The 25,411-nt window shown below is 46.9% G+C and carries 22 protein-coding genes and 2 tRNA genes; 2 read left to right on the forward strand and 22 right to left on the reverse strand.

Going from position 1 to position 25,411, the window contains the following annotated elements; genetic code table 11:
* Nucleotides 1-90: 90 nt before the first annotated feature.
* Nucleotides 91-1,239, reverse strand: a complete 1,149-nt coding sequence (locus MHH92_RS20510) for a sensor histidine kinase (RefSeq protein ID WP_053061623.1) — start codon at nucleotides 1,237-1,239, stop codon at nucleotides 91-93.
* A 313-nt stretch (nucleotides 1,240-1,552) separates the two neighbouring features.
* On the opposite strand from MHH92_RS20510, the gene MHH92_RS20515 reads away from it, so the two are divergent.
* Both MHH92_RS20515 and MHH92_RS20520 read left to right on the forward strand, forming a co-directional pair.
* Nucleotides 1,553-1,741, forward strand: a complete 189-nt coding sequence (locus tag MHH92_RS20515) for a DUF6199 family natural product biosynthesis protein (protein WP_051447369.1) — start codon at nucleotides 1,553-1,555, stop codon at nucleotides 1,739-1,741.
* A 140-nt stretch (nucleotides 1,742-1,881) separates the two neighbouring features.
* Nucleotides 1,882-3,105, forward strand: a complete 1,224-nt coding sequence (locus MHH92_RS20520) for an MFS transporter (protein ID WP_340905975.1) — start codon at nucleotides 1,882-1,884, stop codon at nucleotides 3,103-3,105.
* 41 nt (nucleotides 3,106-3,146) lie between these two features.
* On the opposite strand, the gene MHH92_RS20525 is transcribed toward MHH92_RS20520, so the two are convergent.
* The 21 genes from MHH92_RS20525 to pyrR all read right to left on the reverse strand — a co-directional run bounded on the left by MHH92_RS20525 (nucleotide 3,147) and on the right by pyrR (nucleotide 24,750).
* Complete coding sequence (locus tag MHH92_RS20525; protein WP_036614785.1) at nucleotides 3,147-3,476, reverse strand: DUF1904 family protein; 330 nt, start codon at nucleotides 3,474-3,476, stop codon at nucleotides 3,147-3,149.
* A gap of 159 nt (nucleotides 3,477-3,635) precedes the next feature.
* Nucleotides 3,636-3,758, reverse strand: a complete 123-nt coding sequence (locus tag MHH92_RS20530) for a sporulation protein YjcZ (RefSeq protein WP_083679583.1) — start codon at nucleotides 3,756-3,758, stop codon at nucleotides 3,636-3,638.
* Nucleotides 3,759-3,875: 117 nt separating this feature from the next.
* A complete protein-coding gene (locus MHH92_RS20535) occupies nucleotides 3,876-4,550 on the reverse strand; it encodes a hypothetical protein (RefSeq protein WP_340905980.1) in 675 nt (224 codons plus the stop codon).
* Between the two features lie 175 nt (nucleotides 4,551-4,725).
* Nucleotides 4,726-4,893 carry a hypothetical protein gene (locus MHH92_RS20540; RefSeq protein WP_307534362.1) on the reverse strand — a complete coding sequence of 56 codons (168 nt, stop codon included), beginning with the start codon at nucleotides 4,891-4,893 and terminating at the stop codon, nucleotides 4,726-4,728.
* A gap of 138 nt (nucleotides 4,894-5,031) precedes the next feature.
* Nucleotides 5,032-6,588 (reverse strand): tetratricopeptide repeat protein, encoded by a 1,557-nt coding sequence (locus MHH92_RS20545; RefSeq protein WP_340905981.1) that lies wholly within the window; start codon nucleotides 6,586-6,588, stop codon nucleotides 5,032-5,034.
* 236 nt (nucleotides 6,589-6,824) lie between these two features.
* Entirely contained in the window at nucleotides 6,825-7,247 is a 423-nt protein-coding gene (locus tag MHH92_RS20550) for a hypothetical protein (protein WP_036614795.1), read from the reverse strand.
* Nucleotides 7,248-7,429: 182 nt separating this feature from the next.
* Nucleotides 7,430-7,503 (reverse strand) — tRNA-Ile (locus MHH92_RS20555).
* A 56-nt stretch (nucleotides 7,504-7,559) separates the two neighbouring features.
* Nucleotides 7,560-7,633: transfer RNA gene (locus MHH92_RS20560), tRNA-Met, on the reverse strand.
* A 71-nt stretch (nucleotides 7,634-7,704) separates the two neighbouring features.
* Nucleotides 7,705-7,896: a hypothetical protein gene (locus MHH92_RS20565; protein ID WP_047843730.1), complete on the reverse strand. Its 192-nt coding sequence runs from the start codon at nucleotides 7,894-7,896 to the stop codon at nucleotides 7,705-7,707.
* Between the two features lie 106 nt (nucleotides 7,897-8,002).
* Nucleotides 8,003-9,454 (reverse strand): ABC transporter substrate-binding protein, encoded by a 1,452-nt coding sequence (locus MHH92_RS20570; RefSeq protein ID WP_047843731.1) that lies wholly within the window; start codon nucleotides 9,452-9,454, stop codon nucleotides 8,003-8,005.
* A 20-nt stretch (nucleotides 9,455-9,474) separates the two neighbouring features.
* On the reverse strand, nucleotides 9,475-10,338 hold the full coding sequence (locus MHH92_RS20575; protein WP_340905983.1) for an ABC transporter ATP-binding protein: 864 nt from the start codon (nucleotides 10,336-10,338) through the stop codon (nucleotides 9,475-9,477).
* Between the two features lie 2 nt (nucleotides 10,339-10,340).
* Nucleotides 10,341-13,262, reverse strand: a complete 2,922-nt coding sequence (locus MHH92_RS20580; protein WP_100527074.1) for an ABC transporter permease — start codon at nucleotides 13,260-13,262, stop codon at nucleotides 10,341-10,343.
* Nucleotides 13,262-14,371, reverse strand: coding sequence for an efflux RND transporter periplasmic adaptor subunit (locus MHH92_RS20585; protein ID WP_036614803.1), 1,110 nt, complete (start codon nucleotides 14,369-14,371; stop codon nucleotides 13,262-13,264). The genes MHH92_RS20580 and MHH92_RS20585 overlap by 1 nt, the downstream gene beginning before the upstream one ends.
* Complete coding sequence (locus tag MHH92_RS20590) at nucleotides 14,334-15,281, reverse strand: ABC transporter ATP-binding protein (protein WP_076250788.1); 948 nt, start codon at nucleotides 15,279-15,281, stop codon at nucleotides 14,334-14,336. Before MHH92_RS20590 ends, MHH92_RS20585 begins: the two co-directional genes overlap by 38 nt.
* Before the next feature lie 272 nt (nucleotides 15,282-15,553).
* Nucleotides 15,554-16,195, reverse strand: a complete 642-nt coding sequence (gene pyrE, locus MHH92_RS20595; protein ID WP_036614805.1) for an orotate phosphoribosyltransferase — start codon at nucleotides 16,193-16,195, stop codon at nucleotides 15,554-15,556.
* Nucleotides 16,192-16,932 (reverse strand): orotidine-5'-phosphate decarboxylase, encoded by a 741-nt coding sequence (gene pyrF, locus MHH92_RS20600; protein ID WP_036614806.1) that lies wholly within the window; start codon nucleotides 16,930-16,932, stop codon nucleotides 16,192-16,194. Before pyrF ends, pyrE begins: the two co-directional genes overlap by 4 nt.
* Nucleotides 16,933-17,035: 103 nt before the next feature.
* A complete protein-coding gene (gene carB / locus MHH92_RS20605; protein WP_047843734.1) occupies nucleotides 17,036-20,254 on the reverse strand; it encodes a carbamoyl-phosphate synthase large subunit in 3,219 nt (1,072 codons plus the stop codon).
* Between the two features lies 1 nt (nucleotide 20,255).
* Nucleotides 20,256-21,398, reverse strand: a complete 1,143-nt coding sequence (gene carA / locus MHH92_RS20610; RefSeq protein WP_047843735.1) for a glutamine-hydrolyzing carbamoyl-phosphate synthase small subunit — start codon at nucleotides 21,396-21,398, stop codon at nucleotides 20,256-20,258.
* 446 nt (nucleotides 21,399-21,844) lie between these two features.
* Nucleotides 21,845-23,149 (reverse strand): dihydroorotase, encoded by a 1,305-nt coding sequence (locus MHH92_RS20615; RefSeq protein ID WP_076250783.1) that lies wholly within the window; start codon nucleotides 23,147-23,149, stop codon nucleotides 21,845-21,847.
* A gap of 126 nt (nucleotides 23,150-23,275) precedes the next feature.
* Entirely contained in the window at nucleotides 23,276-24,187 is a 912-nt protein-coding gene (locus tag MHH92_RS20620; RefSeq protein WP_036674848.1) for an aspartate carbamoyltransferase catalytic subunit, read from the reverse strand.
* Nucleotides 24,187-24,750: a bifunctional pyr operon transcriptional regulator/uracil phosphoribosyltransferase PyrR gene (gene pyrR / locus MHH92_RS20625; protein WP_017687330.1), complete on the reverse strand. Its 564-nt coding sequence runs from the start codon at nucleotides 24,748-24,750 to the stop codon at nucleotides 24,187-24,189. Before pyrR ends, MHH92_RS20620 begins: the two co-directional genes overlap by 1 nt.
* Between the last annotated feature and the right edge of the window lie 661 nt (nucleotides 24,751-25,411).

A 25,411-nucleotide genomic window follows, 5' to 3' on the forward strand; every position in this document is an offset into this window, starting at 1 on the left:
ACACTTGCATTATAACAGAACGCCCGTTCGTAAAACAATCCAATACAATAAAAAAACAGCCGAGACCGCCCGGCTGTCCTGCTTGATTGATTATCCTACATTGGGAATGGCCTGTTGGCGCAGCAAGGGCAGTGTCACCTCAAACTGTGTGCCTTTCCCTTCTGTACTCTCCACCGAAATCTGACCATTCATCAGTTCCAGCAGTTCTTTGCAGATGGTCAGACCAAGACCGCTTCCGCCAAATCGGCGCGCATGGGAGATGTCGGTCTGGGTAAATGCATCAAACAATTGTTCGATCTGATGCTGAGGAATGCCAATTCCCGTATCACGCACAGAGAATACCAATACAACGGTATCCATCAGTTGTTGCCTCACATCCACCTGTAACTGCACTTCACCTTGTTCCGTGAACTTAATTGCATTACTCAGCAAATTATCCAGTACCTGCCGAAGTCTTAGCGGATCACCGATAAGCACATCAGGAACATTCAGATCAGCATGACAGAGCAGACGAATTTGTTTATTCCGTGCCGCAGGCTCATGTGTCTTCACAATCTGTTGGATCAGCTTCAACGGCTGAAATTCAATGTTTTCAACATCCATTTTGCCTCTGCCCAGTTTCGCCATATCCAGGCTGTTGTTAATGATGTTCAGCAGCGCCTCACCTGATTGACGTGCTAGCTCCAGATATTCTTTCTGCTCATCCGTAGTTTCACCCATACTGGCAAGTTCGATCATGCCCATAATGCCGTTAAGCGGGGTACGAAGCTCGTGATTCAGCTTGCCGATGAATTCCAATTGCCCTCTGCTGTTCATCTCAGCCATGGAAGTTGCAAACTTCAACTGCTGTTCGGCATACTTCCGTTCTGAAATATCGTATTGAATACCTACAAAATATAAACACTCTCCGGATTCATTAAAGATCGGATCAATATTCAGTTCGTTCCAGAACTTCTGACCACTTTTTGTATAATTTAAAATATCAATCTTAATGGATTGTTGTTTCTTTATTGCATCACGAATCTGCATTACCGTTTCGGGATCTGTATCCTGCCCTTGCAAAAATCGGCAATTGTGTCCGACAGACTCTTCATACGTGTATCCTGTCAGTTGGGTAAAGTGTTCGTTTACATACATGAGCGGAAGCTCAGGCAAGGTAGCATCGACCACCGTCACGGAGGATTTCACTTTCGAGATGATAAATTCCCATTGTAATGAGAGTTGATTATGTTGGCTCATGCCTTCCTCCTTCATCTCACACACATTAATGTTTATATATTCTGCAATCGTACATTATAAGGAGAGAAAACTAACCAGTCGGAATGTGTTGATATTAAATCAATATATTTTAATTGTAACATAGTTATTCAAGTCATGTGGTTTATGGGTAATAGTTGATAACTAACATTCCACAATAACCTAACTACTCACCAGGAGGAACATACATGAAATTTCTGTTAATTATCATCATTATTATTTTGATTGTAGTCTTTTTTACCAGACGCAAACGTTAAAATAAGATCCGTTATGTAAGTGAGAAAGGAAGATGGGTATGAGAACCCTCTTTTTTATATTCATGGTACTTTGTATCATCAATCTCTGTTTCCCAAAATTCGGCTGGTATCTGCGCTATGGCTGGATTTCCCGGGGTGAAGCCGAACCCAGCAGGCCTTATATGACTATGGTCAGAACGACCAGCCTGCTGATGTTGCTTATCGCCTTCACACTCGCTATGGCATGAACTATAGGCATTAGAAGATGACTGCCCTGTTGGGCAGTTTTTTTGTGGTGAAATGACGGGAAAATGATAACTTTGTTTGTGGTGCAATGATGACAATGCCCGTAATATAGATATATCGTTTCGGAAAGGACATCATTGGCATGAACATCGCATTTTATCCGTACTGGGCCGCCAAAACGCTGCTCTCGCTTATTAATGTCATATATATCATGGTCATTACTACGTATATATACGGTCTCACTGGGTCGGTACTCTCTGCTGCAATGTTTCCACTTATTAAGATCATTGCACGCAAGATAGCAGGTTTCACTTTGCCATTACTTGTGAACAGTTTCCCATTTTCCAGACTATTGATCAGCATTTCCATAGCCAAAACATTAATCATGACCTGTATAGCCATTTCGTTGAATCACTTGACTTCACAACTGCCGCTTCTATTGCTCGGAGTGATTGTACTATCCTTCTTGGACGGATGGGAAACTCCGTTACTGAAGACTTTAACGCCACGATTGGTTCAAGGTGAAGACCTTATAAAAGCAAATAGCCTACTATCTTTCTCCAATCAGACTGTAACCATTGTCGGTTACGCCATGACGGGATTCGCCGTGATGAACTGGGGGGCGTCACAGACCTTCTGGGCAGCTACAAGCCTGTCCTGGGCCGTTCTGATCTTCATGATTGCCATGGGCTCGCTCACACGGAATGTAGAACAACCTCAGAAATCTGCTGTATCGCGGAATGTATTGAGGGAAGGTTGGAATATACTTTGGAAGAATCCATCCTTACGGCTGATTACGCTTATGGACATTGCCCAGGGTCTTGCGGGTTCCATCTGGATCGGAGCTGTTACGCTGGCCTTTGCAAAAGAAGCTCTGGGACGAGGAGAAGGTTGGTGGGGGCTCATGAACTCGAGTTACGCTGCTGGAACCATGCTTGGAGGTATTCTGGCTCTTGCGCTGGCCAAACGTATTCAGAAGCATCTAATCGCTAGCATGACCATGGGTTCTCTTCTCTTCAGCCTGCTGACCGTCGTTTATGCTCTAAACAACCTGCCATGGCTCGCTCTGGTGTTATGCATACTGATGGGTCCAGTTCATCAGATTCGTGATGTCGCTCAGCATACAGCGCTTCAGAACAGTGTACCTGTCGAATCCCTAACCAAGGTATACGCCACCCATGGCGTCCTGATATCCACGGTTATGAGTGTATCCATAGTTATCTTTGGTCTAGTCGCCGATCAACTGGGCGTTCGGTGGGTATACCTTATCGGTGGAGCCTTGTTTATTGTATCTGCGATATGCTCATTATCGTTGAGCAGAGTTCACAGAAACCAGCCCATTGCTAAACATACGAAAAATATGTAAAGCAAAAGAGACGAGCAACATTCTGCTCGTCCCTCACAATCTCAATCCAATCGATAATCTGTCAGCGGCTTGCCTTTTTTATAATACAAAGTAGGTGACAATATATTGAAGAAAATGTGCACATCCGGCATATATGCTTCTTCCAAAATAGCTTGCACCGACGATGCAATCCGATTATGAATCTCCTGGTCACGTTGAAACATCAGAATCTCTATAGAAGCCGGAGAAGGTGTTAGCGCTTGTACATCATGACGCTCTGCCTTCATTCTCTCCCTTGGAATATGAGTAATTAGGGCCATCTGCTCTGTAATTTGGGGTACAACTTCCTCTAGTTGAGGACCTGTGAATCCTTTAAAGCGAATAAACGGCATTGCTATCCCTTCAATCTCTGTTAATAGTCTCTTATGTGATTTTAAGCACATTGTTTTCAGTTGTCAAATGTCATGGATGACATATGTTGCTTCTTATAAACAGGAAAAGCCCCGCTGAAGTCACAGCGGAGCCACTGTTAGCACGTTTCTATACGTGACTTACAGCCAGAAAGATTTTGTGATGATCACGAGCAGGATGAACAGCACGAGAATTGCACTTGTGGAAGTCCATCCGCCGCCGAATCCACCAACATTGCCACAACCGTATCCAACTTGACTCATTTGATTGGCCTCCTTTGAATTTCAAGGTATGCCATAACATATGCGTATTCCGTACAAGTGACCGGGCGAATCGGCAAGTTCATTAGCCCATTCATCTGGCATTTATGCCTGGTAACTTTAACTAGATGGGTCGATGGAAATTTTCAGTTTTTTTTCTTGTGACTCCTGAGGTGAAGGGTCTGTATTTTCTCTGTCCAGAAGGATTGTACGAGTACGTGTATCACTTTCGGATGCCAGAACAACCTCTCCATCAGGTGTTATGCAATAGGCGATTGGAATGGAGATCTCGCTATCACGGTACGAACCATCCGCATGGCTAGTCCCCATGACAATACATTGATGCTTCAAGGCGATCTGCCGAGCCTCTTCGACCCACTCACTGTACTGCTCTTCACTGAACATGCCCACACCAATGGAATGCATCACAATGTCCACATTTCCTATATTCTCATTGCAAAATCCTTGCAGGACCAGCTCATCACACAACAAAGTGCTTATTACCCAACCCTGTTCCTCAACCCTCTCAGCAGGTGTATATTTAGCTTTTTCCAATACAATCTCTCCAGCCTTACTGATGATGATCGATCGGTCCTTTGGACGTTCGTCCAACCTGCGATGACCTGATACAATCATGGTTCCATATTCAGCCGCCAGGCGGCAAGCGTCTTCGACATTCTGGTTCAGATAACCTTCAGGAAAGAATACTACATCTGCATCAGCGTGTTGCTTGAGTTCGGCTTCAAGCTGCAACAAATCCTGTTCGAGCCTCGGTTGTCCAATGATAATTTTCATCTGGCATCCCCCATTCATAAATAAAAGCCGGTTCATACCTGAATAAGGTACGAAACCGGCTTAAAGGTTGTACGGACAGGTAATATTCCCGCTCCACGTACTTCGCTTCAAGAGTAATTGATTCTCATGTTATTGCTCGACGAACCAATTACCTTTACAGTTGAATGATATGTAGTTAGGCATTTCTACGTTCAATACTATCATATATAGCCTGCCCATCATAGCTTCGATCTGTAGCGATATCTTTCACCAATAGGACACTGTTTGCATTTCCAGATAAAATACTCAGTGCCCCCAACACCCAAGCAAGTGGATATAATGCAACGGATAACATTTTCTTCATAGCTCTGTCTCCTTTATGTACTATAGAAATGATTGGTTGAATATCCCATTAATACGATTACACCCCAAATAAGTTTCAATTTTATATACAACCATAACCAAAATTTTACATACAGGAGACAAACTAAAATTGTCTCGTTCAGATCAACTCGAAACTCTGGAGCAACGCTGCTGCCTCTTCATGATCAGGTTCCAGAGCCAGTACTTTATGGGTATATGACAGGGTTTCTTCTTCCAGTTCAAGTTCATAACAGCACACAGCCAAATCGTACAAGACGGCTGGATTATGGTTACTCGGATCTGCAACCAATGATATCTCCAGAAACCGTTTTGCATCCTCATACATATACATCTCATATAATAGCTGCCCTGCCAAAAATGCGAGACCTCCTTGCTGCTCCATCACGTAGTAGGACGACCACATCGTATGAATACCAGACTGAATATCAAGCATTTCCTCATCACTTGCATCAGGAAGAAGACTGGAAATATGGGTAGCACTGTGAATCAAGAACTCCGCATCATATCCACCCAGACGCCAAAATGGTAAAATATGCTTCAACTCCATACTCTCTATTCGAGAGTCTACCCATTGTTTCATGCTGAAAAAATCATCCGGTCCAAAACGTTCAACAAATCGATGGTAGGCCAGACGTGTGTTCACATAACTGATGGGTTCGTCCACCATCAACATGCACCCAACATTCAGATCTTTATAATGATGCGTTGTGAATCGTGTATGGGCACCCTGTTGTTCCAAGACATATTGAATGGCATGGTAGTTAGCTGTTAAAGAAAAACTTCCGTGAAGAACAAATTCAGGAGGCTCTGCGAACTTCCAGTTACCCAGGCGATGATCCCCTTTATCAGCGGTAATCAACACATAACCTGACTGTGACAGCTTATTCAACCGTTCGAGACAGGACAACCCAATTGCAGGGAACAGAATGTGCGAATCCTCCAGTTCCTCTTTGTACAATGTGATAAGTTCTTGATACGGATAGTTATCCGCACTGTATTCCGGCGCTCGGCGATACTCATAACTCAGCGTCATGTTCTTCAGCATCTCAGCAGGCTCAAGATCAAGACGACGATCCGGAGACTGAACAAGCAGATCGCACTCATAGATCTCGCCATCCCCAATGTAGATTAATTCCTGCGGAATGCTGTCAAAAAAGTAATTAGCAATCAACAGCAACGGTTGTTCCAGATCACCGGGCCGAATAACCGTTCCAGCAACGACCAGATTCAATTCCGTATCCGCTACAGCGTCAAAACGTGCAAAATCCACTATACCTTGTTGAATAAAGGATTGCATGGATGGATGCTCCTGCCAACCCAGCACATTCTCCGCTACGAGATCCGTCATCACATATCTGAAAGGCGGTAACTGTATTCCAGAAAATTCCTTTAACTCAAGCAGTTTCAGGAGAATTTGGTGTGCCAAGCGCCCTACACCCGCTCCAAGTTCAAGAATGGTTACGGTCTCGTTGATCTTTCCTTTGTTCGAAAGGTCCTGAAGAAAACCAAAGATCATCTCTGCATACGCCGTGGCAATCATCGGATTACTGGTAATATATTGAGGGACTTGGTTCTCTGTCCAAGCTTGTAGCCCCTTCTGCTCATAATAAGCTCTCTGCCAATCCCATACCGGAGCTTCACTGTAACGAAAACGTTGACTTTCATTTGACGTCATTAAACGGAAACCTGCTTTCTATCACTAATTTCATACGTTTCTCAGATATTCACGTATTATTTGATGTCCAATACCATTCAATCTCTGTAATGCATTATATCATAGAACCCTACCTACTCGATGAAGTTCAGTTTTCCCCTTCAACAGGAAAAAAACCTGCTTTTGAGGGCAGGTCCTTGAGGCCTTTCAATTAAGAAGACTACTGATCTAGTTTACTTAGGCAAGGACGCTCAACATTAGTCGGAATATACAGCTCCATCAAAGTTCTCAGGGCCTACACGGATCGTACCGAGCAAGTTGGAACTGATAAATGCAGTGTACGTCAATTGAGGTGTGATAGGCGGGTTGAAGTCATCTGCAGAGAACGTAATAATCTGAGGTGCAAGGACACTCAAGCTAAACGTAGACGTTGCGGAATAGATCACAGGGTCCGTAGCCAAAGTCCCCCTAACAATTGTAATGGTTACACCAACGAGTGCCAAAGGAAGTTGCACAGACACCGTTCCTTTGAATTGTACCCGTGGGTTTGCCCCTGCTCCTGCTGTTTGCAGACCAATCTGGCCGAATAATTGTGGTGTATTAATAACCAGGATTGGTATTGCAATAGAGTTAGCCAAACTCGCATTCTGAGATGTTCTTGCATCAAGAAATTGACTCATGAAATCTACCTCCTATGGGTTGGGATAAGGTAGTATATGCGAGATTTGAGATATGGCATGGACATACATCGTGATTCGAAAAAAAGGGCATACTAGAAAGACACCATTAACAAGATACCTTTTACTTCAGAGCTTACATGCAGACAGAAAAAAACCCTTGCTAGGCAAGGGTTTTAAGAGTATGGGCCCTACAGGACTCGAACCTGTGACCAATCGGTTATGAGCCGACCGCTCTAACCAACTGAGCTAAGGGCCCTAGACATAATGTATAACGTGCAGATGATGGCTGTGAATCATCCAAGTGAAACTAAATTGCGGGGGCAGGATTTGAACCTGCGGCCTTCGGGTTATGAGCCCGACGAGCTACCGGGCTGCTCCACCCCGCGTCAGTAAGAAATATTAAAACAGCGACTTAATTAATATACACCATTCTATCCCAATAAGTCAAGGGGTAATGTCAGGGAATAAAACGTACACCGTAACGTCCTTTACGTGATCGATAAACTTCCACTTCCGCTGGTTCATTATGACCGTAAATCCACCCATCCTGCTCCATACGTTTGGCCAGACATCCTGCCTGAAATTTGGTTGCATACAACTTGCTGAAATATACCCAGTGCATACCGCTCGTCCTTTCCGGAGTCGTCATTTATTCCTGCTTTTTGTAGAATACCCCATTTTCATAAAAATAGCCGCCAAAGATTAAAATCTTCAGCGGCTATATCCTTATCATTATATGACTATTTCATCAAATCTCACTGAAACGTAGCTTTAGGATCCTTTTTCAATTTCTCCAGCATCTCGTTTCCTTTAGCTGCCCACTCACCAAGCGCTTCTTTTGGTGTCTTTTTGTTCTCTAGTACTTGGTTGAAATATTCCATACCTTTTTCATTGACTTGCCATAAGCCTGGGGATTTTTGATACATTTTATCCAGATTGGTATTTGTTGGCGGAATCGGCTTCAGCGCATAGAATGCTTGAATGTTATAATCCAGGCCGTCTTTGGGCTTAATGAAGCTCTTACGTGATACCATCTCATAGCTGCTACGTGCTTTGATCTTAGCCCAGTCCTCACTGTTCATGTACTTGATCAGTTCCCACGCATCATCCGGGTTCTGAGCCGCACTATTAATCGCCATGAGGTTGCTCAGGTAGATGCTACCTCCAATTTCAGGAGCTTCCGGGTGAACTGGAGGTGTTACCACATCCCAATCCACTTTCGTAAAGTCTTTCATTTTATCCGCATTTTTATTGGCATCAATTAATTGATTAATATAGCTGTAATCACCAATAACCATGGCTGACTTGCCACTCAGGAATAGGTCACCCTGTACTGGATCATAACGTCCATTCGGATTCTGATCCTGCGGTTCGTCGCCTTTAGGAATAACTTTGTCAATCGCAAGTTTGCTGATGGTGCTCCACACTTTCTCCCATTGAGGAGAATCTACGGTCATCTTCTCTGCTTTGTCATCAAACGTCTTCAGCTGCAACGAACTGTAGTACTGCTGCATGGAGTAGTACGGCGAACCACCCTGATATGTCGTGAAGGAGAAACCAAATACATGATCTTTACCTTCACCTTTCGTTAGACGGGTACCCAGATTGAAAATATCGTCCCATGTCATGTTGTCCGTTGGCGGTTCCACGCCTGCTTTTTCAAACATACCCTTGTTATAGAACAGAGCCGATGAGGAGAACGTTGGTGTCAATGCATAAATGCTCTGATCCCCAAGGTCCTTAATTCCCTCCAGTACACTAGGCACAATATCACTGGTATCAAACTTATCTTCCTGCATCAGTGGGTCCAGCTGTTTCACCAGATTCTCCTGAATTAATGATTTCACTGTGGCGGTATCGGCCACGATAACGTCAACCGGGTTATCCCCAGTCATAATCTTCTTCAGACTTTCCATTGTATCTGGAACTTCTGGCTGTTCTTCCGTGTTGCCATACCCATACATACTGCTCTGATCAACAGCAGCTACAATTTCGATGGTTACATTGGGATGTGTCAATTCAAAAGCATCGGTAAATTGCTGACGGAAGTAACTGTCATCCTGTCCTCCCCACAACGTAGCCACACGTAATACACGCTGCTCCGTATCCTTGGCCTCACTTGCCGTACAGCCGGCAATCAGCGGCAGTGCTAGCGTCGCAGTAGCGATGACAGCCAGCACACGTTTTCCCCACATACTATTCTTCATTTCCCAGTTCCCCCTCTTAATTATCTTGGCGGTGTAATGACAATACGTTCACCGTCAAATTCCAATGTCGCCCGGTTATCAATGGATAAGGCCTCCAGATACTCTCTTGGCACCTGAAGTCGTCCTGCACGGTCTATAATGACAAATGCTTCATGGATGTCTGGCATACCCGCCTCGGACAAGTTGTGCTCATCATCAAGATTCGGGTTGCGCTTCACAAACTCGGTACTGGTCAAGCCGTCCCGAATCGCAACGATCCGGTCCACCTTGCCAGCAAGCGTCAAGTCATGGGTAACGATGACAATCGTAACGCCGAGTTCCTTGTTCATTCTTCGAAAAATGCCCATGATTGTATCACATGTCTCGGAATCGACCGAACCGGTAGGTTCATCTGCAAGCAGAATTTTGGGACGATTGGATAATGAGATCGCAATCGCTACCCGTTGTTGCTCTCCTCCTGACAATTGATGCAATTTGTTATGCATCCGATCCTTAAGGCCCACCCATTCGAGCAACTGTTTCGCGTAAGCACGATCACGCTTGCCTCCCAGAATCATGGGAGTCTCCACATTTTCCAGTGCAGTGAGATAAGGCAGCAAGTTACGACCGTTATTTTGCCAGATAAAACCTACCGTATGACGTTTGTATTCGACCAATTGGGCATCTGTCATCTTCAGCAGATCCCAGTCTCCCACAACAGCCGTACCAGCCGTAGGACGATCAAGCCCGCCCAGAATATTCAGCAGCGTGGATTTACCGCTACCGCTGTTACCGATGATCGCCATCATTTCACCTTGATTGACAGTCAGGTTGAGGCCCTGAAGGGCAACGACTTCCACATCGCTGGATTTAAAAATTTTGACAAGTCCTTCGCATTGGATCACGTTTACCTCTCCTCTCCCATTTTGACTGCCTGGTGAACCCGCAATCTGCGAATCTGCCAGAGCAACATCGTTGCACCAATGACCAGCATCACTACGGTGACCCCATACAGTTGCAACATATCCTGCTGTTCAAACACAATCCGGAACGGAGGTACCTGAGCAGAGACATTATCCGTCGTTTGCAGGAATGGCAGGAATAAACGACTGGATACCTGACCAATCCCAATACCTAGCAGGATCGACAGCCCCGCTGTGAACACCTGTTCCAGCAACAGCATTCCGCTCAGTTGTGCACGGGATAAGCCCATGGCCCGCAATACCCCAAACTGTACAACACGTCCAGACAGGTTGAAGAACCAGTAAAGCACGTATCCGATCAATGAGATAATAACTGATACCAGGAACCCAAGGCTCAGAATTCCGAATACACCACCTCTTGATGGATGTTTCCCCTGAGATACCAATTCGGTACGTACGTCACGCACAGACGATAACTCAATGCCTTCTGCTGCAAGTTTCTCCATTAAAGGAGCCACTTTGGCATCCGGTTCCATTTTCAGCCAAACCTCATAAGGAATCAGAGGCACCTGATCATAGATGTAATCCAGATTCGCCACGAAGAATGGCATCTGATCTGGATACTGGGCTGGCCAGTAAGGAATGATCCCGAAGACTACGAATTCAATCGCCTGTCCCTGTACACCCATAGAGACGAGGTCTCCAGTTTTGAGTTTGAACTTGTCAGCAAATTTGGAGGAGATCAATACAGCCCCTTCATATTTACCAAGCAAGTCAAGGTACTTGTAGGGATGTGCCGGGAACAGATCGTTACGGAACCATGCTACTTGAGCAAAGTCCACATTATCAATTCCGACCAGCATCCCCTGTCCGCCCGATTTACCAGAGACGATAATATTACCTTTAGTCTGCAGTACTCTTGCTGCATGTTCAACCCCGTCTAATCTGCGGAACACTTCGAATGGAGGTTCGGAGTAGATGACTTTGGATGGCTGCGAAGAACCGCCACCACCACCTGGAGCACCTCCACCGCCATTGCCTCCGCCGGAACCACCACCAGCAGAACCTCCTCCTCCATTGCCACCACCTTGTTGACCTCCACCCGTACCGCCATTCTGTCCGGAACCACCGGGTTTAACCTCAGGTGTTCCTTCCCACACAGTCTGCATAATCACATCAGAACCATAACGGTACAAGGTACGCTCAGTGGAATTTAGATCAATCGTCCGAGCCGCAGCCGAGTTGTACACCCCAAGTCCCAGTGTCAGTACAAGGAGGATCATCAGCGGATAATAGGAAGAAGATGAACGCGATAACTGTGTTAATGTCAGATACAACGGGACCGGGAGAAACTTGCGACCGATCAACTGAATAAGCTTTAATATCCACGGGAACAAGCGCAGGAAGAATAGTCCAAGCGCAAAGATCGCGAGTGCGGGTACAAAGAATAGAAACGGTTGTACCTGCAACTGATCGGTTGTCATTCCGGTCTGGAAGGTCAACATCTGACGTTCATAGAACAGGTAGTATCCATATCCAGCCAGACCCAGCAACACAACGTCCAGGAACCAGCGCTGCCATACTGGAGCACGGTCTGTTCGTGCTTGCCGCCGTTTAGCAGATACAATGGTTGCCCGTGCATAGGTTATCGCAGGGATAAGTGATGCGATGATCGCAACAAGGACCGCTGCTACGCCCAGGAGAATAGCTTCTTTTGATACACCGATCGGAATAGACTTCCGATCTACGAACGAGAGAAAGCCACTTGCTGAACCGATACTCTTGGCCATAAACCAACCAAGCAACGGCCCAATAATCAACGCAATAACGCCCAGGAATATACCTTCAAGCAGGTAAAGAGAGAAGATCTGCCGAGCTGAAGCTCCACGGCTACGCAATACCGCAATATCACTCTCTTGCTTCTGTAATGACTGTCTGGCGTTCATCGCAATAAAATAAAAGACCATCGCAATCATTGGTGCTGCCAAGGTAAACAGCATCGTCTGCAATTGCAGACTCTGACTGCGGAACTGCTTAAGCAGATCACCAAAGGTGATGTCCACTTTTGTATCTTTCAGCCGCTGGTACAGATCGATATCCAGCCTTTCCAGCATGGAAGTCAGACCTGATAACTGGCTGGTTTGAATTTCTTTCAGATCAAAGGCATAATACCAACGTGAATTTTGAAGTGGAATCCCTTTTTCCTTCAGTAAAACATCATTAAAAACCGATTCATCCACATAAAGTCCATTCATCATGCCGTCAAATCCTTGTACCCAGTAAGGGCTGTTCGGATCATCTGCCTTGAAGGAACCCGTAATCTTCACACGTAACGTGATATCAAGACCGCTATACACCGGATATTCCAGAATGTCACCGATATGCAGGTCGTTACGGTACATACCCTCTTCCAACATGACTGCCTCGATCGTGTCATCTTTGACCTGGTTTCCAGGTTTCACCCCGGCAGAGTAATTCACCTGTGCATCCAGCCCACTCATCGTACCCAGACTCATACTGCGCGCCCTGCTGGCATCCACTTTGGTTGGATCTTCCGGGCTCACCTCTGTGCTGCGAATGGATCTGGAATTCACATACGTATGAAAAGGAAACCCAATATCGCGAGGGACATCCTCACGAATATAACGATCTACTTCGTCCAGACCCCGAGTGTCTGTCTTCACGCCACCAGGTGCCTGATAACTCATCAGCAACGAACCGGCTGGCAACCCTTCACTGTTATCCTGCAGCGTTTGCGCGACGACCCGTTTCAACGCACCATCGGCATACATTGGAATACTGACGGTGAACGCTACCGCCACAATCAATCCAATCAGTGTGCTGAAGGTCATCCAGCGCGTGTTCCACATTTTGCGGAACAGCAGCCGAAGCAATGGCAGCCCCATTAGCGTCCCACTACTTTCTGACCTACGGTCAGACCTTTCAGAATCTCGACATCTGTCGATGTCTGCTGTCCAACTTCAACGTCCACTTCACGCTTGCTGCCATCACTCTCCACCACTTGTACATACGTTCTTGAACCGATGGAGCGTAAAGCGGATACAGGAATCACAATTGCGTTCTCGGTACGCTGCGTTACAATCGAGACCGATAGTGGTGTGCCACGTTCGACGCCTTTTGGCATTTTTGCAAGTGTAACGATAACATACTTATCCAGCGTTTCCTTGGTTGGAGGCGTACCGCCTTCACCCGTCCCTTCGCCACTGCCGCTTCCCGATGCTTCCGCAATAGGCATAACTTTAATTTTGCCAGCGACTTTACCAGCTCCATTAATATCTACTTCTGCCTTCATACCAGCGGAGAACTTCTCCAGATCTTCCTTGGCAAAGGTAGCTGCCACAACCAGATTGGATGTATCCGCAATCGTAGCAATCGGATCATACGCTTTCACGGTTGCACCCTTCTCTACCTGCACTGCAATAACGGTGCCGCCAAACGGAGCTGTCAACGTGGCTTTGCCCAGTTGTTCCTCCAGATCAGCGAGTTCCTGGCGTAGTTCTTCAAACGCAATCGTTGATTCTTCGAACTCTACCGGGTCCATCTCATCCTTCTTGCGGAGTGTTTCCTTCATTTGAACTTCGGATTTGCGAATAGCCAGTTTCTTGCCACGGATCTCCTTTTCTACACTCTCCACATCAAGGACAGCAAGAAGTTGACCCTTTTTCACTTTATCCCCTGGTTTAACATTTAACTCTTTGACATGCATGCCATCAAGCGTGAAGTATACCTTCTCTTCCCGCTGACTCATCATCTTGCCGCTGCCACTTACTTTTTTCTCCAACGTTTCCGTCCGGACTTCATATTCCGGTTTCTTGGAGATCGTTGGTGGTGTAATAGGCGGAAGCACTTCTTCCTCTGTTTCTGACGGCAGCAATGAGCAGCCGGACATCGTTGCAACCATTATCGCACCGAGTACAATAATCGCTGCGCGTTTCCCCCTCTTCGGAGCGGCCCCTTTACTTGATAAATCTGCCGTCCGCCATTTCATAAACATGGTCCGCAACCTCCAAAATTGTAGGATCGTGTGTAGTCATACATATTGTTACTTGTTCTACTTCAATAATATTGCGGAATACGGCCATGACCTGAGCGCCCATCTTGGAATCCAGTTCCGCTGTAGGCTCATCCGCAAGCAACAATCTGGGTCTATGGGCAATCGCCTTGGCTATAGCCACCCGCTGTTGCTCTCCCCCAGACATCTCGAAAGGTCGATGCTTCACCCGTTTGGATAATCCAACCAGATCCAGACAGTGACCAACCCTGTCCTTCCACTCCGCTCGCGGAACGTCCGCCATGCGCAGCGACAGTTCTACATTTTCCCAAGCAGATAATAAGGGCATAAGGGCATACGCCTGGAAAATAAAACCGATCTCTTTGCGCCGCAAAGCGGTCCGCCGCCGGTCTCCCCAATCCTGAAGAGGCTGACCAGAGAACAGAATGTCTCCACTTGAAGGCTGATCCAGTCCACCGAGCATATTCAGCAGTGTTGTTTTGCCTGAGCCCGATCGCCCCTTCAGCATGACCAGTTGTTGCGGATTCACTTCCATATCAATGCCTTTGAGCACATGGATAATGCGACTGCCTGTCTGGAAACTGCGATGCACGTTACGCACCTCCAGTACAGGTCCATCATATGGAGGCAGCATATCCTTCTTTGGTTTGATCTTCTTCTGGGGTTCATCAACGGTAGTGACAGCAGCTGCAGCCACTTCATCTGAAGCGATTTCACTTTCAGGTAACGGAGGTTTACTTGTCGGGTAATCGTGTTCATTGTTGTATGTATTTTCCCCCGACTCCGTCGATGCCTCCAACGGTGTTTCCCCCTGTTGATGTTCATCGCCTGACTGGCTCTTGGCAGGTCTTTTTCTGAGAAATAAATTCTTCATGCCAGCAATCACGCTCATCCTTTCTTGAAATCCCGTTCATTTCTTCAAAAAACCTAAAATTAGAAATCTGTTCCATCCTACACTGAATTATAAACGACCGATCACAACTAAAAGTTACAAGCTTTTTACAACGGTAGAGAGAAAAAGTTAATATTTTGATGAACAAACAAAAAAAGCACCCCAAAGTGCGGGATGCCTCTTGCATATTCGATGGTTTTGCCGCTATGACGGCAATCATTACAATTTTGATACCGTTCATTCCTGAACATTTTTTTGAGGTATCAATGATATTATTTACCAAATGAAGAAGGATCTTCACGCCAGGATTTAAGCAACTCAAAGTCACTCTCCTGAATCGTTCCCTGAGCCAAAGCCACATCCATCAGCGCCGTGTAATTGGACAACGTCTGAAGTGGAATTCCAGCATCTTCAAATGCTTTAACACCTTTATCCAGCTGGTAGCTGAAAATGGCAAGTACGGCGAGAGGTGTTGCGCCTGCTACACGTACGGCTTCGGCTGCTTTGATCGAGCTTCCACCTGTAGAGATCAGATCTTCGATGACAACCACTTTCTGTCCTTCGGTAATCAGACCTTCGATCAGGTTCTCCTTGCCGTGTCCTTTCGCTTTATCACGAATGTAGGCCATCGGCAGATCCAGCTTCTGAGCCACCCAGGCAGCATGCGGAATACCTGCGGTTGCTGTACCTGCGATGACTTCTGCATCCGGGTACTGGTTCCGAATGATTGTTGCAAATGCTTCAGCGATATCGTTGCGAATCTCCGGATAGGACATCGTTAAGCGGTTATCACAGTATATTGGTGATTTGATGCCGGATGTCCATGTAAATGGCTGCTGCGGACGTAACGCCACGGCTTTAATTTTCAAAAGTTGGGAAGCAATATGATTCGGAATCTCATTCAGTTCGATCATGCGTTCAACATCTCCTTCAAAATGGTTTCTACCGCTTCTCGCGGATTGGGAGCGCCTGTAATGGGTCTGCCTACAACAATGTAATGACTGCCTCTGGCGATGGCTTCACCTGGGGTCAAGACGCGTGTCTGATCTCCCAGACCACTACCCGCTGGACGAATTCCTGGAGTAACGGTGTGAAAAGCACTGCCACACGCTGCCCGAATTGCGGGCACTTCCAGTGGAGAAGCAACAACTCCATCCAGTCCGGCCTCTTGGGCTAGTCCTGCATAACGGACCACAGCAGCTTCCACACTTCCCGGGATGCCAATCTCGTTATTCATCGTTTCCAGACTTGTACTCGTGAGTTGAGTGACTGCAATGATCTCGGGCTTGCTAAGGGAAGGATCGGCAGCGATTGCTGCCTCAGCACCTTCACGTGCAGCACGCATCATGAGGGCTCCACCTGCTGCATGCACATTAAACATGTCTACACCCAGACGTGTGATACTCTCAGCTCCGCCACGAACGGTGTTGGGAATGTCATGCATTTTCACATCCAGAAAAACGGAGTAGCCTTTGGATTTCAGCTCCCGAATAAAGTCAGGTCCTGCTGCGTAGAACAGCTGCATACCCACCTTGAGATAACAGGGAATGCCCTCAAGAGCTTGTACCAATTCTTGAGCTTCTTCCGCTCCAGGATAATCCAGTGCCACCATCAGACGGCCAGCCATTTCATTGAAACTCGCTTGATTCATCACCAGCGCTCCCCTCCACTTGCTCATTTTTTCCGTTTTTGCCCGATATAAAGGACATCCCGCCAGCCCGCAGGCTGACTGATGTCCTTTATCAGAGAGTTATTTATTTTACAAAGACAGGCATTGCTTCCGAAGAGAAGTTGATCGTTTGCAGCATGATCAGCAGCGCACGAATCGTATCCAATGAAGTCATACATACAATGCCGTTTTCTACCGCTTCACGACGGATACGGAATCCATCACGCTGCGGTGTTTTGCCTTTGGTGAGTGTGTTGAAGACAAAGTTTGCTTCGCCGCTACGGATCATATCCAGAATGTTCGGCGAACCTTCACTTAATTTGTTCACAGTCGTTACCGGAATGTTCGCTGCTTCAAGCGCAGCTGCTGTTCCGCCGGTAGCCATGATTTTGTAACCCAGTCTGTAGAAACCTTCGAGCAAAGGAACCGCTTCGTCCTTGTCTTTGTCTGCTACAGTTACTACGATCGCTCCGGTTGCCGGAATTTTCATTCCTGCACCGATGAGACCTTTGAACAACGCTTTAGCGTAATTCGGGTCACGGCCCATAACCTCACCTGTAGACTTCATCTCAGGTCCGAGGGTTGGCTCTACACGACGCAGCTTCGCGAAGGAGAAGACCGGAACTTTAACAGATACATGATCCGATTCAGGCCACAGCCCGTCAACATAACCAAGATCTTTTAATTTCACACCCAGAATGGCTTGTGTTGCCAAGTTCGCCATCGGAATGTTGGTTACTTTACTCAGGAATGGTACGGTACGGGATGAACGTGGGTTCACCTCGATAATGTACACTTGGCCATCATGGATAACAAACTGGATGTTGACCAAACCTACCGTTTTCAGTTCTTTCGCAATTTTGATTGTAATCTCTACAATTTTCTCTTTCAAATCCTGGGACAGATGTTGAGGAGGATATACCGCGATGGAGTCACCAGAGTGAACCCCTGCACGCTCGATATGTTCCATGATTCCCGGAATCAATACCGTTTCACCATCACAGATGGCGTCAACCTCAACTTCTTTACCCATCATGTAACGGTCGATCAGGACCGGATGCTCCGGATTGATTTTAACCGCCTGTTCCATGTATGTCAGCAATTCAGCATCGGAGTATACAATCTCCATCGCACGACCGCCGAGTACATAGGAAGGACGAACCAGTACCGGGTAGCCCAGACTTTGAGCTGTTTCTACCGCATCATCAACGGAAATGACTGTTTTACCTTTTGGCTGTGCAATCTCCAGACGGGAGAGCAGACGTTCGAACTTCTTACGGTCCTCCGCCTCATCGATGCTTTCCAGATCCGTTCCGAGAATCGTTACACCTGCATTACGCAATGGTGCTGCCAGGTTGATGGCCGTTTGACCACCGAACTGTACGATAACCCCTACTGGTTTCTCCTGTTCAATCACGTTCATGACATCTTCGAAGAAGAGCGGTTCAAAGTACAGGCGATCCGATGTATTAAAGTCCGTAGACACCGTCTCCGGGTTATTGTTGATAATGACTGCTTCATAGCCTGCTTTTTGCAATGCCCATACTGCGTGTACAGTTGAGTAGTCGAACTCGATCCCTTGACCGATCCGGATTGGTCCTGAACCCAGCACCACAACTTTTTTCTTGTCTGAAGGAATTACTTCATTTTCTGTCTCGTAAGTTGAGTAGTAATATGGCGTTGTTGCTTCAAACTCAGCCGCACATGTATCTACCATTTTGTACACTGGGCGCAGGTTCTCTGCTTCCCGACGAGTTCTAACTTCCGCTTCAGTTGTTAATGTGCCTCCTGGTTGACCTTGCGCACGCAGTTCAGCAATGGCACGGTCTGTGAATCCAAGGCGTTTCGCTTGATACAGAATGTCGGAAGACAATTCGGATTCTTCGCGAATGCGATCTTCGAATGCGATCAGACCTTCGATTTTGTCCAGGAACCACCAGTCAATCTTGGTCAGATCCTGTAGCTGTTGCAACGTATAACCTCTGCGGAACGCTTCGGCAATCAGGAAGATACGCTCATCATCTGCTTTGATCAGACGCTCGTTCAGGGTAGCTTCGTCCAGCGTTTCGGCATCCTTCAGGTAGAGGCGATGTACGCCAATTTCCAAGGAACGAACTGCTTTGTGAATCGACTCTTCGAATGTCCGGCCAATAGCCATTACTTCGCCTGTTGCTTTCATCTGAGTTCCCAGTTTACGGTTCGCCGAGATGAACTTGTCGAACGGCCAGCGTGGGATTTTGCTCACGATATAATCCAGTGTAGGCTCAAAGCAAGCATACGTTTGGCCTGTTACCGGGTTCACGATTTCATCCAACGTGTAACCCATCGCAATTTTGGCAGCCATTTTTGCAATCGGATAACCCGTTGCTTTGGAAGCCAGAGCTGATGAACGGCTTACCCGTGGATTTACTTCGATAACATAGTATTGGAAGCTGTGTGGGTCCAGTGCAAACTGTACGTTACATCCACCCTCGATGTTCAGGGCACGGATGATTTTCAGGGAAGCTGAACGCAGCATTTGATATTCACGGTCCGACAGAGTTTGGCTTGGTGCTACGACGATACTGTCGCCTGTGTGAACACCTACCGGGTCAAAGTTTTCCATGTTGCAGACAACGATACAGTTATCGTTTTTGTCCCGCATCACTTCATACTCGACTTCTTTCATGCCTGCAATGCTCTTCTCGACCAAACATTGCCCAATCGGGCTGTAACGAATTCCCGCTGCCACCGTCTCGCGCAGCTCTTCTTCGTTCGCACAGATTCCGCCGCCTGTTCCGCCCAGTGTATAGGCTGGACGCACGATGATTGGATAACCAATCTCATTCGCAAATTCAAGTGACTCTTCAAGTGTCGTTACGATGACACTCTCTGGTACAGGTTGTTCCAATTCACGCATCAGGTCACGGAACAGATCACGATCTTCCGCTTTCTCGATGGATGTCAGCTGTGTTCCGAGCAATTTCACATTTTCACGTTCCAGCACGCCTGCACGTGCCAGTTCTACCGCCATGTTCAGACCTGTCTGACCACCCAGTGTTGGCAACAAGCCATCTGGACGCTCTTGACGAATGATTTGGGTCACAAAATCCAGTGTGATAGGCTCGATGTATACTTTGTCAGCCATGTTTGTATCCGTCATAATGGTCGCCGGGTTGCTGTTGATAAGTACAACTTCCACGCCTTCTTCTTTCAGAGCCTGGCAAGCTTGTGTACCGGCATAGTCGAACTCGGCCGCTTGACCGATGACGATTGGACCGGAACCAATCACCAGGATTTTTTTGAGATCTTTGTTAATCGGCATGTTATTGTGCTCCTTTCACTGCGGCTGCCAATACGGCTTGACGCGGCTTTTGCGGGTTAGTGATCTTGTGCTCGCGAATCATCTCGATGAAGCGGTCGAACAGATAGCTGTTGTCGTACGGACCCGGGGCTGCTTCAGGGTGATATTGAACCGAGAATGCCGGGAATGATTTATGTTTCAGACCTTCAATGGTCTTATCGTTATTGTTGATATGTGTAACTTCCAGGTCTGTACTCTTCACAGACTCTTCGTTTACGGTAAATCCATGGTTCTGGGATGTGATGAAGCAACGTCCGCTCTCCAGTTCTTTCACCGGGTGGTTTCCTCCGCGATGTCCAAACTTAAGTTTTTCGGTGTCTGCTCCTGCTGCAAGTGCGAACAACTGGTGACCCAGGCAGATGCCGAAGATCGGGTATTCGCCAAGCAGTTCACTGATCATGTTAACCGCATGAGGTACGTCTTTCGGGTCCCCAGGGCCGTTGGACAGTTGAATTCCGTCCGGGTTCAGGCGACGAATCTCGTCTGCTGTTACATCGTGTGGAACAACAACAACGTCACAGTTACGTTTGCTGAGTTCGCGCAAGATTCCTGTTTTAGCACCATAATCCACGAGCACAATACGCTCAGCCGTTCCCGGGCTGTTGTAGACATGCTCTGTAGAAGTCATTGGCACTTGGTTACGCAGCTCGGCAATGGTAGTATCTCCCATCATCTCCAGCAGTTCTTCCACAGGCTTCGATCCTGTTGTGAGAATTCCCTTCATTGTGCCGTGGTGACGAATCCGGCGAGTCAACATGCGTGTATCAATTTCGCTGATTCCTACGATGCCGTATTCTTTGAGCAGATTGTCTACACTGTATTCCGCACGCCAGTTACTCGGCGTTGGCTCATGACGACGGACAACGAAACCGTGTACGTATGGACGAATCGACTCAAAGTCATCACGCGTAATGCCGTAGTTTCCGATCAGCGGATACGTCATGGTTACGATTTGACCGCAATAGGAAGGATCCGAAAGCACCTCTTGATAGCCTGTAATTCCCGTATTAAAAACGACCTCACCTGTAGTTTCACCTTCAGCACCAAATGCTTTCCCGGTGAACAGTGTGCCGTCTTCCAACAATAATCTTGCCTGTGCCTGCATCCCATTTCACTCCTCTGTGTTTATCAACGTTGAATGCATTGGGGTTGAACATGGGGACGTTTCGATTGTGCGGCTCCGCGTACAGAAAACCCTTTGATCGCTGTTATCCCCGGATTACTTTTTATCATTTTTCAAATGATGTAATCCGGTGATAAAGGCGAACGCTTTGCTTCTTCGGGTCTTTTCTGTCCGCTCCGCAGTTACGTTGGTGTCCAAGTTCAAAATCATGACATTCAACTTTGCTTGTTTCGTATGTTAGACTCTCGGCATGATTTGCCTCGAGTTAGTTGAAAAGATGTTACTTTTGTACAAATTGTAGATTAAGTTTTAGAGTTAGAGCTAGATTTAAAAAGATTTGTTGTTTTAAAAAAGTTAAGAGTTACTGTTGCGGATTTAAAGAGTTAAAGATATAGCGTTCTAATTTATCAATTTACTAAATTACCGTTTTACTGTTGTACCGTGTTATTCCACACGCTTTTGCCATCCACCCATGTTTGTGTGGCCCAGCCTTTCAGCTTCCAACCTGTGAATGGTGTGTTTCTTCCTTTGGTTGCAAACGTTGCAGGATCAACCGCTTTTTCCTCGTTCAGGTCAATCATCGTTATATCCGCTGGTGCTCCCTCTTCCAGTTTGCCTGTATCCAGTCGGAATACACGTGCCGGATCAGCTGTCATGCGTTTCACCAGGAATTCCAAGCTCCACAGTCCTGTTTCCACAAACTTGGTGTACAGCAGCGGGAAGGCTGTTTCGAATCCTACGATTCCGAAAGGTGCCAGCTCCATGCCTTTGGCTTTCTCTTCTTCACTGTGTGGCGCGTGATCAGTTACGATCATGTCCAGCGTGCCGTCCAGCAAACCTTCGATACAAGCCTGCACATCGCGTGGTGAGCGCAGCGGCGGGTTCATTTTCCAGTTGGCGTCCATGCCCGGGATATCTTCATCCGACAACACCAAATGATGCGGACATACCTCAGCAGTTACTTTAATGCCGATGGACTTCGCTAGACGAATCAAGCGAACCGATTGCTCTGTACTTACGTGACAGACATGGTAGTGAACTCCTGTTGCTTCTGCGAGCAAGATATCACGGCCAACGTGGATGGCTTCGGATTCATTCGGAATCCCTTTGATGCCGTGACGTTTCGAAAACTCACCTTCTGTCACATATCCACCAACAACCAGTGAGTCATCTTCACAGTGTGCGATCACGGGCATATCCATGCTTGCCGCGAGGCTCATGGCATCTTTCATCATTTGAGCGTTTTGTACGCCTACACCGTCATCTGTGAATCCAATAGCGCCTGCTTCTTTTAATGCGGCAAAATCGGTAAGTTCACGACCCAGTTCATTTTTTGTAATGGCTGCATAAGGCAACACTTTAACCAGATCAGCTTCTTTGGCCTTATCCAATACCAGCTTCACAACTTCCGCTGTATCTGTAACTGGTCTCGTGTTCGGCATGCAAGCGATTGTTGTAAAACCACCTTGTGCTGCTGAACGGGCACCTGTCTCGATCGTCTCTTTGTGTTCGAATCCAGGTTCACGCAGATGCACGTGCATATCGATCAATCCCGGAATGACCAGTTTGCCTGATGCATCTGTCACACTTTGCGCTGACTTTTCGGCATCCAGAACGGCTTGGTCTTCCAGACCAGCGATCTTTTTAATTTTGCCTTCATCTATAATGATGGTTTTCCGTTCAAGTTCCCCTTGTTGGTTCAAGACGTTTGCGTTTTTTATAATCTGTAGCATAATTGCCCTCCGCTTCGGTTCTGTCCGGCTTACCAGGCAAGCCGGATGATTTTCTTTATCGTGTACTCTCTTATTGCTCTATAAGAACTACCGTACCGTCAGCCTATGACCTACAGCCAGACCCTGTTACAGTTTCATCGCACGTTCCATAACCGCCATGCGGATTGGAACGCCGTTTGCCATCTGCGGGAAGATCCGCGATGCTTCACTTTCCACAACCGCGTCATCTACCTCGACGTTGCGATTCACTGGAGCAGGGTGCATGATAATGGTGCTTGGTTTTAGGCGTGATGCCCGTTCTTCCGTCAATCCGTAGTGTTCGCGATAATCCTCAGCTGAAGTAATTAAGCCATGTTGATGACGTTCCAGTTGAACACGAAGCATCATGACTACATCTGCATCCAGCGCTTCTTCAAGACCGACATAAGGAGCATGCTCTGCGAGTTCCGGTGCCTGCATCGTTTGCGGTGCACAGAAGCGTACATCTGCACCAAACTTTTGCAGTGCCCACAGGTTGGAACGAGCTACACGGCTATGCAGGATGTCACCAATGATGGAAACACGCAAGCCTTTCAGTTCGCCAAATGCTTTCCTCATCGTGTAGAGATCCAGCAACGCCTGTGTGGGATGCTCATTGTTGCCGTCTCCGGCGTTCACGAGTGGTACATTCACTTTCTGAGCCAGTTGTTGCAGAACGCCTGCCGGTTTCAACCGGATCACGCCTGCATCAATGCCCATCGACTCAAGTGTTCGTACCGTATCGTAGATGGACTCTCCTTTTTCCACACTGGATGCGGCTGCCGTAAAGTTCAGCACTTGTGCGCCCAGACGTTTCTCTGCCATTTCGAAGGAGAAGCGGGTACGTGTGCTGTTCTCGAAGAACATGTTCGCAACGAAGCGTGATTCCAGTACAGGAACCAGTTTCTCTTTCTGCGCTTCCCAGTGAGCCGCTCGGTTCAGAATGGACTCGATTTCTCCTCGACTAAGTTCCTTCAGTCCAAGCAAGCTTCGGTCTCTCAATGCTGTCTGTGTAATCATTATGCTTGCTCCCCCCGGTTCTGAGTGATCTTGACTTCGTCCTGTCCGTCCGTTTCCATGAGTGCAACTTCAATCTCCTCTGATTTGGAAGTCGGCACATTCTTGCCGATAAAATCAGGTCGAATCGGAAGTTCCCGGTGTCCGCGGTCTGCGAGTACAGCCAGCTGAATGTTCTGCGGTCTTCCACAGTCCATCAGGGCATCCATCGCTGCGCGAATCGTCCGTCCGGTATAGAGCACATCATCGAACAAAATCACTTTTTTGTTATGGATCGAAAGTGATTCAGGTGTCATAATCAACATTTCCTTGCGATTCGCTTTATTTTCGTCCAAGCGGTCATCGCGGTAAGGAGTCACATCCAGTTCTCCCCAGGGGACTTTGGCGCCCTCGATTTCTTCAATCTTGGCGGCAATCCGTTCTGCAAGGTAAACCCCGCGTGTACGGATACCGACCAACACACAATCGTCGATTCCTTTGTTTTTCTCCAATATCTCATGGGCAATCCGTGTTAATGCGCGGCGGATCGCCGTCTCATCCATAATGACATGTGTCTCTGTGCTCATGCGTTCAGCCTCCTCAGGATTTCCCTTCAGCATCATGGCCCCGTGACGAGGAGAAAAAAAAAGACTCCTTGCCGTGTTTATTGGCAAGGAGTCTCCGAACTTCAGACCGCTCTGAAGAAAGTTTACTCTCGGGGATGCATCGCTTCATTTGCCGCAGCAAAAAAACGATGTATCGTTCACGTTACCTTGCCAGTCTCACGGGACTGATTTAAAGGTGCTATTCATGTCGTTCATATTGCAGGACCTCACAGGGTTCTGTAATCAATATGTCCGTTTGTCTTCATGAATTATGACAGAAAGACAACCCCCTGTCAACACCTCACCATCGCAGGTGAAAACCCTCTGCTACGTTCTTCTTAGAATCAGCAGTTAGGCTGAAAAACATCCATGCACAATACATCTCATTGGTTATTCATAATTATACAACATTTCTGCATATTTATCCATAGGCAAATGAGAAATTTGATATAACCAAAATAAACCTCTTACTGTACTCAAAAGAGATAAAACACTTCTTTTTAGAACAGACAGTGAGTTTCATTTTACGCAATATATGAAGGCTCTGAATTAGTACCAAGTGAAATGGGTACAGTTTATAAACATGAACCCATTATTAGATACTGCAATAATACCGATATACATAAGATTCACAAATTTACGA

It is taken from the genome of Paenibacillus sp. FSL M7-1414, assembly GCF_038003195.1.
GTDB classification, from domain to species: domain Bacteria; phylum Bacillota; class Bacilli; order Paenibacillales; family Paenibacillaceae; genus Paenibacillus; species Paenibacillus amylolyticus.

What these genes read in the sequence shown, in the direction of transcription:
- MHH92_RS20615 (WP_076250783.1), bottom strand. Translation starts at nt 23,149, where the DNA reads ATGCTACAGATTATAAAAAACGCAAACGTCTTGAACCAACAAGGGGAA.
- MHH92_RS20530 (WP_083679583.1), bottom strand. Translation starts at nt 3,758, where the DNA reads ATGAGTCAAGTTGGATACGGTTGTGGCAATGTTGGTGGATTCGGCGGC.
- MHH92_RS20545 (WP_340905981.1), bottom strand. Translation starts at nt 6,588, where the DNA reads ATGACGTCAAATGAAAGTCAACGTTTTCGTTACAGTGAAGCTCCGGTA.
- pyrF (WP_036614806.1), bottom strand. Translation starts at nt 16,932, where the DNA reads ATGAATCAAGCGAGTTTCAATGAAATGGCTGGCCGTCTGATGGTGGCA.
- pyrR (WP_017687330.1), bottom strand. Translation starts at nt 24,750, where the DNA reads ATGAGCACAGAGACACATGTCATTATGGATGAGACGGCGATCCGCCGC.
- pyrE (WP_036614805.1), bottom strand. Translation starts at nt 16,195, where the DNA reads ATGATCGAACTGAATGAGATTCCGAATCATATTGCTTCCCAACTTTTG.
- carB (WP_047843734.1), bottom strand. Translation starts at nt 20,254, where the DNA reads ATGCCGATTAACAAAGATCTCAAAAAAATCCTGGTGATTGGTTCCGGT.
- MHH92_RS20585 (WP_036614803.1), bottom strand. Translation starts at nt 14,371, where the DNA reads ATGTTTATGAAATGGCGGACGGCAGATTTATCAAGTAAAGGGGCCGCT.
- MHH92_RS20550 (WP_036614795.1), bottom strand. Translation starts at nt 7,247, where the DNA reads ATGAGTCAATTTCTTGATGCAAGAACATCTCAGAATGCGAGTTTGGCT.
- MHH92_RS20520 (WP_340905975.1), top strand. Translation starts at nt 1,882, where the DNA reads ATGAACATCGCATTTTATCCGTACTGGGCCGCCAAAACGCTGCTCTCG.
- MHH92_RS20540 (WP_307534362.1), bottom strand. Translation starts at nt 4,893, where the DNA reads ATGAAGAAAATGTTATCCGTTGCATTATATCCACTTGCTTGGGTGTTG.
- carA (WP_047843735.1), bottom strand. Translation starts at nt 21,398, where the DNA reads ATGCAGGCACAGGCAAGATTATTGTTGGAAGACGGCACACTGTTCACC.
- MHH92_RS20525 (WP_036614785.1), bottom strand. Translation starts at nt 3,476, where the DNA reads ATGCCGTTTATTCGCTTTAAAGGATTCACAGGTCCTCAACTAGAGGAA.
- MHH92_RS20620 (WP_036674848.1), bottom strand. Translation starts at nt 24,187, where the DNA reads ATGATTACACAGACAGCATTGAGAGACCGAAGCTTGCTTGGACTGAAG.
- MHH92_RS20510 (WP_053061623.1), bottom strand. Translation starts at nt 1,239, where the DNA reads ATGAGCCAACATAATCAACTCTCATTACAATGGGAATTTATCATCTCG.
- MHH92_RS20590 (WP_076250788.1), bottom strand. Translation starts at nt 15,281, where the DNA reads ATGAGCGTGATTGCTGGCATGAAGAATTTATTTCTCAGAAAAAGACCT.
- MHH92_RS20535 (WP_340905980.1), bottom strand. Translation starts at nt 4,550, where the DNA reads ATGAAAATTATCATTGGACAACCGAGGCTCGAACAGGATTTGTTGCAG.
- MHH92_RS20580 (WP_100527074.1), bottom strand. Translation starts at nt 13,262, where the DNA reads ATGGGGCTGCCATTGCTTCGGCTGCTGTTCCGCAAAATGTGGAACACG.
- MHH92_RS20570 (WP_047843731.1), bottom strand. Translation starts at nt 9,454, where the DNA reads ATGAAGAATAGTATGTGGGGAAAACGTGTGCTGGCTGTCATCGCTACT.
- MHH92_RS20565 (WP_047843730.1), bottom strand. Translation starts at nt 7,896, where the DNA reads ATGACGACTCCGGAAAGGACGAGCGGTATGCACTGGGTATATTTCAGC.
- MHH92_RS20515 (WP_051447369.1), top strand. Translation starts at nt 1,553, where the DNA reads ATGAGAACCCTCTTTTTTATATTCATGGTACTTTGTATCATCAATCTC.